Source organism: Mesorhizobium intechi (assembly GCF_002879535.1).
Lineage (GTDB): Bacteria > Pseudomonadota > Alphaproteobacteria > Rhizobiales > Rhizobiaceae > Mesorhizobium > Mesorhizobium intechi.
This window is the reverse complement of sequence record NZ_PNOT02000260.1, coordinates 1-8,361: the sequence shown is the minus strand read 5'-3', so window position 1 is coordinate 8,361 and position 8,361 is coordinate 1. Positions and strand designations below refer to the sequence as shown.

10 protein-coding genes are annotated in these 8,361 nt (G+C 62.9%); 2 read left to right on the top strand and 8 right to left on the bottom strand.

The annotated features are described in order from the left end of the window. Positions 1-73: 73 nt before the first annotated feature. Positions 74-334, bottom strand: coding sequence for a DUF2934 domain-containing protein (locus C1D09_RS23120; RefSeq protein ID WP_143976462.1), 261 nt, complete (start codon positions 332-334; stop codon positions 74-76). A 282-nt stretch (positions 335-616) separates the two neighbouring features. Between C1D09_RS23120 and ndk the strand changes: the two genes are divergently transcribed. Beyond that, positions 617-1,039 (top strand): nucleoside-diphosphate kinase, encoded by a 423-nt coding sequence (ndk, locus tag C1D09_RS23115; protein ID WP_095770647.1) that lies wholly within the window; start codon positions 617-619, stop codon positions 1,037-1,039. A 62-nt stretch (positions 1,040-1,101) separates the two neighbouring features. Here the strand turns inward: ndk and C1D09_RS23110 are convergent, their stop codons facing one another. The 6 genes from C1D09_RS23110 to C1D09_RS23085 form a co-directional block, all read right to left on the bottom strand. After that, a complete protein-coding gene (locus C1D09_RS23110) occupies positions 1,102-1,866 on the bottom strand; it encodes a YbaY family lipoprotein (protein ID WP_143976461.1) in 765 nt (254 codons plus the stop codon). Between the two features lie 95 nt (positions 1,867-1,961). Then, complete coding sequence (locus tag C1D09_RS23105) at positions 1,962-2,441, bottom strand: molybdenum cofactor biosynthesis protein MoaE (protein ID WP_143976460.1); 480 nt, start codon at positions 2,439-2,441, stop codon at positions 1,962-1,964. Positions 2,442-2,445: 4 nt separating this feature from the next. Further along, positions 2,446-2,703 (bottom strand): molybdopterin converting factor subunit 1, encoded by a 258-nt coding sequence (moaD, locus tag C1D09_RS23100; protein ID WP_143976459.1) that lies wholly within the window; start codon positions 2,701-2,703, stop codon positions 2,446-2,448. Position 2,704: 1 nt separating this feature from the next. Continuing rightward, positions 2,705-3,301 (bottom strand): CDP-diacylglycerol--glycerol-3-phosphate 3-phosphatidyltransferase, encoded by a 597-nt coding sequence (gene pgsA, locus C1D09_RS23095; RefSeq protein WP_010915213.1) that lies wholly within the window; start codon positions 3,299-3,301, stop codon positions 2,705-2,707. Between the two features lie 97 nt (positions 3,302-3,398). Further along, the gene (gene uvrC, locus C1D09_RS23090; RefSeq protein WP_143976458.1) at positions 3,399-5,465 is read right to left on the bottom strand and encodes an excinuclease ABC subunit UvrC; all 2,067 of its coding nucleotides are present in this window, start codon (positions 5,463-5,465) and stop codon (positions 3,399-3,401) included. Next, the gene (locus tag C1D09_RS23085; RefSeq protein WP_143976457.1) at positions 5,462-6,226 is read right to left on the bottom strand and encodes an SDR family oxidoreductase; all 765 of its coding nucleotides are present in this window, start codon (positions 6,224-6,226) and stop codon (positions 5,462-5,464) included. Before C1D09_RS23085 ends, uvrC begins: the two co-directional genes overlap by 4 nt. Positions 6,227-6,639: 413 nt before the next feature. On the opposite strand from C1D09_RS23085, the gene C1D09_RS23080 reads away from it, so the two are divergent. Next, entirely contained in the window at positions 6,640-7,296 is a 657-nt protein-coding gene (locus C1D09_RS23080) for an outer membrane protein (RefSeq protein ID WP_143976456.1), read from the top strand. 61 nt (positions 7,297-7,357) lie between these two features. On the opposite strand, the gene C1D09_RS23075 is transcribed toward C1D09_RS23080, so the two are convergent. Next, a complete protein-coding gene (locus C1D09_RS23075; protein ID WP_143976455.1) occupies positions 7,358-7,954 on the bottom strand; it encodes a glutathione S-transferase in 597 nt (198 codons plus the stop codon). Positions 7,955-8,361 lie beyond the last annotated feature (407 nt).

The following is an 8,361-nucleotide window of genomic DNA, read 5'->3' as shown; positions in this document are numbered from 1 at the left end:
CGCTTGCCCTGCCCGCGAGGGCAGGTGGACGCGCCGTCTATTCGTGGCGAAAATCAGCTGCGGGATAGCGGGCCTACTTGGCCGCCTTCTTTGGCTTGCTCGTCGTCGGCTTGCTGGCTTTCACGGCGGTTTTTTCTTCCTTGGGAGCGGCTTTGGCCTTGCTGGCGGCGGGTGCCTTCTTGGCTGCCGGCGGCTTGCCCGCATCCTCCCGATCGATGTCGGCGGCCGCCTGGTGCCAATGGCGTTCGTGGTGACCGGCCGGTTGCCCCTCTTCCTGCCAGATCTGATGTGCGCGGTTGCGAATGCGCTCCTGACGATCGTCTGCCATGGTCATGTTGTCTCCATTCGGGCCGACTTCAGCGCGGCGCCGACACGCGACTATAGCAAGCAAAGCGTTGCTGTGCAGCCGTCTGATCTCGGCTGACGGCTTGCCGGCCCGACATACAGGTGCGCAGCGTTCCAGCCTTCGGTCCCGCTTCGGGCACTCGTCATTCTGGAAGCCAGTCGATCGGCTTTCCGTCCGCTTGGCGGACCGCTCCTCACCCCTTGGCAATGGGCCGGGCGGCTTGTATAGAGCCCGCCACTCTCAATTCCATTTCTCAGACAAGGAAACCCCATGGCGCTCGAACGCACCTTCTCCATGATCAAGCCGGACGCAACCCGGCGTAACCTCACCGGCGCCATCACCAAGATGCTCGAAGACGCCGGCCTGCGCGTCATCGCTTCGCGCCGCGTCTGGATGAGCCGCCGTGAGGCTGAAGGTTTCTACGCCGTCCACAAGGACCGTCCTTTCTTCGGCGAACTGGTCGAGTTCATGTCGTCGGCTCCGACGATCGTCCAGGTGCTGGAAGGCGAGAACGCCATTGCCAGGAACCGCGAGGTCATGGGCGCCACCAACCCGGCCAACGCTGACGAAGGCACCATCCGCAAGGTGCACGCGCTGTCGATCGGCGAAAATTCGGTGCATGGTTCCGACGCGCCGGAAACCGCCGCGCAGGAGATCAAGTACTGGTTCTCGGACACCGAGATCGTCGGCTGAACCAATATCATCAAGTCTGATTTGGAAAAGGCCGGCGCTTCGCCGGCCTTTTTCATTGGCAATCAGCTCGCCGCGCTGAAACGCAGGATGTCGCGGCCGTCCCTGTCTGAGATAGTGAGCTTGCCGGCATCGGCCTTGTATGACGCCGCCTTGGCCAAGGCATCGAACAAGGCCCTTTCCTCGGCCATCACCTCAGGGGCGCAGGCCTTGTAGGTCGAGCCAATCTCGCTGATGGCGATCGCCTGGCCATCGACGTTGGCGGTGGCGAAATAGGTGTTGCAGGGGCCGTTGCCGCCGGCCTTGCCGGCCTCGCTGACCCTGAACGTCGCCCGCGGCGCGGTGATGGCGCCAATGCCGTCGACATAGTCGACCACCCAGATCTGGCCAAAGACGGAAGCCGCCGGCTCGGTGCCCGACGCCACGATTTTCAGCATGATGGTCTGAGGCGCGTCGGTCTGCGGGTCCAGCCGATGGCGCACATCGGAAATGAACATCAACTTGCCGTCAACGGTGATCCGCGCCTGCAGCGCATAGGTCATCTGCGACCGGATCACCGAAGGGTCGAACTTGATCTCGAAGCTGATCGGCACCTGGCCGGCCGGCTTGACCGTCTGCTCGCCGATGATCCTGGCCGGTGCATCGGCCAATGAAACATCGGCAAGCTGGACGGAGAGCACGGCGCTGGGCGGCAGGGCGATGCGCTCGCGATAGGTCACCTCGCCCCTCACCACCTTTTCGGCGGCCACCGACAGTCCCGGCACCGCCAGGCTGCCGACGACCAGAGGCACGAAACCGAAGACGAAGAACTCCGCGAGCCTGTCCAGCATGACCACCTCCCTTGCCCCGGGCTGCCAATGTCCTAGGCTGACCAAGTCTGCTCAATTGGCCAAAGGATTGCGGTCAATACATGGCTGCGACTGATTTATTCAGGCGATGACTTCCAGCGCTCTGCCGCTTGGGCGTCGGTTTCCTTGGCCTCGACCCAACCCCCTTCGGAACCGTCGGCGCGATGCTCCTTCTTCCAGAAGGGCGCGCGCGACTTGAGGTAATCCATGAGAAAGTTCGCCGCTTCGAACGCGGCCTGGCGATGGGCAGAGGCGGCCACCACCAGCACGATGTTCTCGCCCGGACGAATCTTGCCATGACGGTGGATGACGGTGAGGCCTTGCAGCGGCCAGCGCTCAACCGCCTCGGCGGCGATACGGCCGATCTCGGCCTCAGCCATGCCAGGATAATGTTCAAGCTCCAGTGCCGTGAGCACGCCCTGCTCATCGCGGCAGAGCCCGGAGAAAGAAACCACCGCGCCAATATGGGTGCGGCCCTGCGTCAGTCCGGCGATCTCGGCGGCGACGTCGAAATCCTCGCGCTGAATGCGCACGGACGGCGCCAGGACGGCCGACATGGTGTCAGCCTCCGGTCATCGGCGGGAACAGTGCGATCTCGCGCGCGCCCGATATCTTTTCGCGGTGGTCGACATGTTCCTGGTTTATGGCAACGCGGATCACGTCGGGGTATTGCAGCGCGTGTTCGTAGCCCTCGCCGCGCGATTGCAGCCAGCGCAACAGGTCGGCGACCGTCTCGATACCGGCGGGCAATTCGACATCCTCTTCAGGCATGCCGATCCGTTCGCGCACCCAGGCAAAATAGATAAGGCGGGTCGTCATCTCACTCGTCCATGATGTGCTTGAGCCCGGCGCGGAAATAGTCGTAGCCGGTGTAGAGCGTGACGAGTGCGGCGATCCACAGGAGCACGAGGCCGGTCTGCGTCGTCAGCGGGAAGATCTTGTCACCCGCCGGTCCCGCCAGCAGGAAGGCGATGGCGACCATCTGGATGGTGGTCTTCCACTTGGCAAGCTGCGTCACCGGCACTGAGACCTTGAGCGCCGCCAGATATTCGCGCAGGCCAGAAACCAAGATTTCGCGGCACAGGATGATGATGGCCGCCCACAGCGACCAGCCGGCGATGCCGGCATGGCGATCGGTGTCAGCCGCCAGCAGCAAAAGGCAGGTCGCGACCAGTAGCTTGTCGGCGATCGGGTCGAGCATCTTGCCGATATTGGAGGTCTGCTGCCAGGCGCGCGCAAAATAGCCGTCGAAATAATCGGTGACGGACGCCAGCAGGAAAATGACCAGCGCCGACCAGCGGGCGAAGTCGCTCGATTTCAGATGGCCTTCGAGAAAAAAGCACAGCACCACCAGCGGCACCGCGATGATGCGGGCGTAGGTCAGCATATTGGGCAGGTTGAACGCGCGCTGGGCCATATCTGGTGGACTCTTTCTGCCTGCGTACTCAAATCAGAAGCGAATGTAGGGGGTCAACAGGCCAGATTCGACTGGCCAGCTGAAAGTGCCGAATTTTTTAACTTTCATGAAAATGATTGTAGACCAGTTTGGCGACCTGTTCGGAAATACCGTCGACTTTCCTCAGATCCTCGATCGCGGCACGGCTGACGGCCTTTGCAGTGCCGAATGCCAGCAGCAGGGCCCGCTTGCGGCCGGGGCCGATGCCGGCGATCTCGTCGAGCGGGCTTTTGACCATCTCCTTCTTTCGCCGCGCCCGGTGCGAGCCGATGGCGAAGCGATGGACCTCGTCGCGCAGCCGCTGGACGAAATAGAGCACGGGGTCGCGCACCGGCAGCGAAAACGAATCCCTGCCCTTGACGAAAAAACGCTCACGGCCCGCATCGCGGTCCTGGCCCTTGGCGATGCCGATCGCCACGACGCGGTCCTCGATGCCGAGATCGGCGAGAATCTTGCGCACCGCCGTCATCTGGCCCTGGCCGCCGTCGATCAGGATGACGTCGGGCCAGGCCGGGAAGCTGCCGGAGATGTCGTCCTCGACATCATCGCCCGCTTCCACCGAGGCCGCGTCGTCGGGCGCGACATCGCCATGTTCCTTGAGCAGCCGCGAGAAACGCCGCTCCATCACCTCGCGCATCATGCCGAAATCGTCGCCCGGGGTGATTTCGGCCGAGCGGATGTTGAATTTCCGGTACTGGTTTTTCACAAACCCTTCCGGTCCCGCGACGACCATGGCGCCGACGGCATTGGTGCCCATGATGTGCGAGTTGTCGTACACCTCGATGCGCACCGGGGGCTTGGCCAGGCCGAAGGTCTCGGCGAAACCGGCAAGCAAACGTCCTTGCGTCGACGTTTCGGCCAGCCTGCGGCCCAACGCCTCCCGGGCGTTCTGGAGGGCGTTGTCGGTCAGGTCCTTCTTCTCGCCGCGCTGCGGTATGGAGATCGCAACCTTGCGGCCGGCGCGGGTCGAGAGCGCCTCGGCCAGCAGTTCCTGGTCCTCGACGGCGTGCGACAGGAGGATGGCGCGCGGCGTCGGCTTGTCGTCGTAGAACTGCGCCAGGAACGAGCCCAATACCTCGGCCGCTTCCAGGGCAGGATCGGCTTTCGGGAAATAGGCGCGGTTGCCCCAGTTCTGGCCGGTGCGGAAGAAGAACACCTGGATGCAGACTTGGCCGCCTTCCTGATGGATGGCGAAGACATCCGCCTCGTCGACGGTCGCCGGGTTGATGCCCTGATGGCTCTGCACATGCGACAGGGCAGCCAGCCGGTCGCGATAGATGGCGGCACGTTCGAAATCCAGGTCCTCAGATGCCTGCTGCATGGCGGCCGAAATCTCGGTCTTCACCTTCTGGCTCCGGCCGGACAGAAAATCCTTCGCCTCGGCGACCAGTTCGGCATAGCCCTCATGCGAGATTTCGCCGGTGCAGGGGCCGGCGCAGCGCTTGATCTGATAGAGCAGGCACGGCCGGTTGCGGTTCTCGTAGAAGGAGTTGGTGCAGCTGCGCAGCAGGAAGGCGCGCTGCAGCGAATTGATGGTGCGGCCAACGGCTCCGGCCGAAGCAAAGGGACCGAAATAGTCGCCTTTCCGCGACCGCGCGCCACGATGCTTGTAGATGCCGGGCGAGACATGGTCGCCGGTCAAAAGGATATAGGGAAACGACTTGTCGTCGCGCATCAGCACGTTGAATCGCGGCCGCAAGCGCTTGATAAGATTGGCTTCGAGCAGCAGCGCCTCGATCTCGGTGCGGGTGACGACGAATTCCATCGTCGACGTCTCGCGCACCATGCGGCCGATGCGGTTGGTGTGGAACCTGCCTTGCGCGTAGTTGGTCACGCGCTTCTTCAGGCTGCGCGCCTTGCCGACGTAGAGCACGTCGCCTGCGGCGTTCATCATGCGGTAGACGCCGGGCGCGTTGGGCAGCCGTTTGACCAAGGTCTGAATCACCTCGGCGCCGACCATGCCTTCGGCATCGCCGGCATGCGGCGTCCAGTCGATGGCGGTGAAGGCGACATCCGGGCCTGTCGGTTCGACGATCTCCTCGATCGCCTCGTCCTCGAGGTCGATTTCGGGAGGCAGGTCGTCGGCGCCGCCACGCGCCTTGTTTTTGTGATCCAAAGGACTCATTCCGTCATGCCTGTCACATCGGGCGTCTGCCATGCAAGATGCTGGCCGCCGTCGAGCGCGATCATCTGACCGGTGACGGAGCGCGCATCCCACAGATAGCGGATGGTGGCGCCGAATTCCGGCAATTCCGGGCCGCGCTTCAGAATCAGGCCAGCGAGCTGTGCGTCAAAATCGGTATCATCCTGGCGCGCATTCTTCAGTGTCGGGCCAGGACCGATCGCGTTGACGCGAATGCGCGGGCCGAGCGCCTGCGCCAGCATCTGCGTCTGGGTCCACAAAGCCGACTTCGACAGTGCATAGGAGAAGTAGCGCGGCGTCGGCCGCCAGACGCGCTGGTCGATGATGTTGACGATCAGCCCCTCGCGCCCTTCGGGCAAGGCGCGGGCGAAATTCCGCGCCAACAGCGCCGGCGTTTTCACATGGATGGCAAAGTGGCGGTCCCAGGCCTGCCAGTCGAAATCCTCGGCAGAATCGTCGACGAACAGCGAAGCATTGTTGACCAGCAGCGAGATCGGCCCCAGCGCCGCCTCCGCCTGGCCGACGAGGCCGCTGACGGCGCTCATGTCGGTCAGGTCCGCCCCGACCACGGTGGCGCGGCCGCCAGACTGGTTGATCCCCGCGGCCAAGGCATCCGCTTCGTCGTGCGAGCGGTTGGAGTGGATGGCGACGGCGAAACCATGGTCGGCGAGGTCTTCGACAATTGCCTTGCCGATCCGTTTCGCCCCGCCCGTCACCAGGGCCGCGGCAATGGCCTTGCTCATCTGCTGTCAATCCTCAATTTCGGCCCGAAAACACGACGCCGACGAAATATGGCCCGCTATGCGTTAAACGGCATTCGCACTTGGGGCGGCATTGTGGCGAGAGGCCCGGTTCGGCATGCCGACTCGTCTTGGAGTCGCAAGCGCCGGAACGCAATATAGGACGCTGGACTCCTTGCACCAAGCGGTGTGCAGCGCAGCATGAAATGGCTGCTGACATTTCGCTGTTGCGAAGATGCAACGTCAAGGTTCTGCCTCATTCGCGCCGGGTAATGACCCAAGTTCAGGTTCGCTTCAGCCGCATTTTGACACGACATTTGGAACCGACGAACGCCAGATCCGTTTCACCCCCCGGACGGGTTGATGGCGATCGTGAGAAACAAGCCTGTGTCCTGTGGCTTAAGGAGTAAAGAACAATGCAAGCCAATCTCAAATTCGCACGACCGCTGGTCGTGGCGCTCGGGCTCTTCGCCCTCGGTGGTACCGCCTATGCTGCGGACGTCGTCCAGGAAGAGCCCCCGGCACCTGCACCGGTTGCCGAACTGCCCGTCGCATCCTGGGCCGGCCCCTATGCTGGTCTTAACGTTGGCTACGGCTTCAGCGGCCGTACCAAGGAGAAGGATTTCGACGTTTCGACCGACACCAAGGGTTTCGTCGGTAGCGTCTTCGGTGGCTATCAGTGGCAGCAGGAGAACTTCGTGTACGGCGGTGAAGCCGAACTCGGCTACAACGGCGTCAAGGGTGACGACAATGGCATCAACTCGAAGGGCGGCTTCGAAGGCTCGCTGCGTGCCCGTCTTGGCTACGCCGTGACCCCGGAAATCCTGCTCTACGGCACCGGCGGTCTCGCTGGCAAAAGCCTGAAGGTGGAAGACACCGTTCTCAACGCCAGCGACCGCGCCACCATGATCGGCTGGACCGCCGGCGTCGGCACCGACATCAAGCTGACCGACAACGTCTTCGGCCGTGTCGAGTACCGCTACACGGACTTCGGCTCGAAGAGCTTCGACGGCATCGGCAAGGTCAAGGCCACCGACAACCGCGTCACCTTCGGCCTCGGCATGAAGTTCTAAGTCGTTCAAGCCACGACACGAAAAAGCCGGGCCTCGCGCCCGGCTTTTTTATGGCCGGCGTTCAGGCCGGAATCGCGAACTTCAGTCCCGGAAATTTTTCGTCGAAACGCGCTGCCCAGCGCGTCAGCCGGCCACGGCCTTTTTCCCATTTGCCGGCAAAACGCAGCGAGAGATAGCCGAGGCAAGCCCGCAGCGCCATCTGGCCGGCTGTGATCTTCTTCGGCAGCTTCGGCGGGTTGGCATTGAGCAGGTCGAGCGCGGCGGTGATCTTCGCCCACTGCCGGTCGAGCCAGGCCTGATAGACCATCTCTTCGGGCCGGTTGCGGCGCTCGTAGACCATCGACAGCGCGCAATCGCAGATGCCGTCGGCCAGTGCCTCCAGCACTTCCGCCTCCAGCCGCTTATCGGGATTGCGCGGAAACAACGCGTTCTTCGAAATCCGGTTGAGGTGCTGGGTGATGGCGCGGCTGTCATGAATGGAACGGCCATCGTCGAGCACCAGCACCGGGATCTTGCCAAGCGGATTGGCGCCTATCAGTTCGGCTGGTTTGTCCTCGGTCTTGACCGGCACCAGATCGATCGCGATCCCGGCGTAGGCCGCGGCCATCCTTACCTTGGAGCTGTAAGGAGAGGTGGACGCATACATCAGCTTCGGCATGATCGGTTTCCTGTTTGCAGGCGCCCAGTGTTGACTGGACGGGCACTTGCGATCAACCGCCAGAGCGCGAAAAAACAGAAGCCAGAAACCCGTGACGGTTTTCCGCTCCAGACATGCTGGACAAGCCTACGGACCGGTACGCTAGAAACACGAGCAACGATGCAGGTTGACGGGATTCAAACCTGCATTCGCATCTCAAGAACCCCAGGCATCGCACCCGGCCTTCGCCGACCGCGGCAAGGAGACTATCCAAAGAGCGAGCGAGGCAGCCAACCGGCGCCTCGCTTTGCTTGCCCCTCGGTCCCATCCCGATGTTCAGCCCTCAGGGCTGAACCCGCTTCCGGACAGCTTCGATCCAGAGCGTCAGAGCGTCGTTGCGAACCCGAAGGGGATACGCGACGCTCCAA

Excerpts from the sequence above, each read along its gene's own strand:
- C1D09_RS23120 (WP_143976462.1), bottom strand. The coding sequence starts at position 334 with ATGACCATGGCAGACGATCGTCAGGAGCGCATTCGCAACCGCGCACAT.
- ndk (WP_095770647.1), top strand. The coding sequence starts at position 617 with ATGGCGCTCGAACGCACCTTCTCCATGATCAAGCCGGACGCAACCCGG.
- C1D09_RS23110 (WP_143976461.1), bottom strand. The coding sequence starts at position 1,866 with ATGCTGGACAGGCTCGCGGAGTTCTTCGTCTTCGGTTTCGTGCCTCTG.
- C1D09_RS23105 (WP_143976460.1), bottom strand. The coding sequence starts at position 2,441 with ATGTCGGCCGTCCTGGCGCCGTCCGTGCGCATTCAGCGCGAGGATTTC.
- moaD (WP_143976459.1), bottom strand. The coding sequence starts at position 2,703 with ATGACGACCCGCCTTATCTATTTTGCCTGGGTGCGCGAACGGATCGGC.
- pgsA (WP_010915213.1), bottom strand. The coding sequence starts at position 3,301 with ATGGCCCAGCGCGCGTTCAACCTGCCCAATATGCTGACCTACGCCCGC.
- uvrC (WP_143976458.1), bottom strand. The coding sequence starts at position 5,465 with ATGAGTCCTTTGGATCACAAAAACAAGGCGCGTGGCGGCGCCGACGAC.
- C1D09_RS23085 (WP_143976457.1), bottom strand. The coding sequence starts at position 6,226 with ATGAGCAAGGCCATTGCCGCGGCCCTGGTGACGGGCGGGGCGAAACGG.
- C1D09_RS23080 (WP_143976456.1), top strand. The coding sequence starts at position 6,640 with ATGCAAGCCAATCTCAAATTCGCACGACCGCTGGTCGTGGCGCTCGGG.
- C1D09_RS23075 (WP_143976455.1), bottom strand. The coding sequence starts at position 7,954 with ATGCCGAAGCTGATGTATGCGTCCACCTCTCCTTACAGCTCCAAGGTA.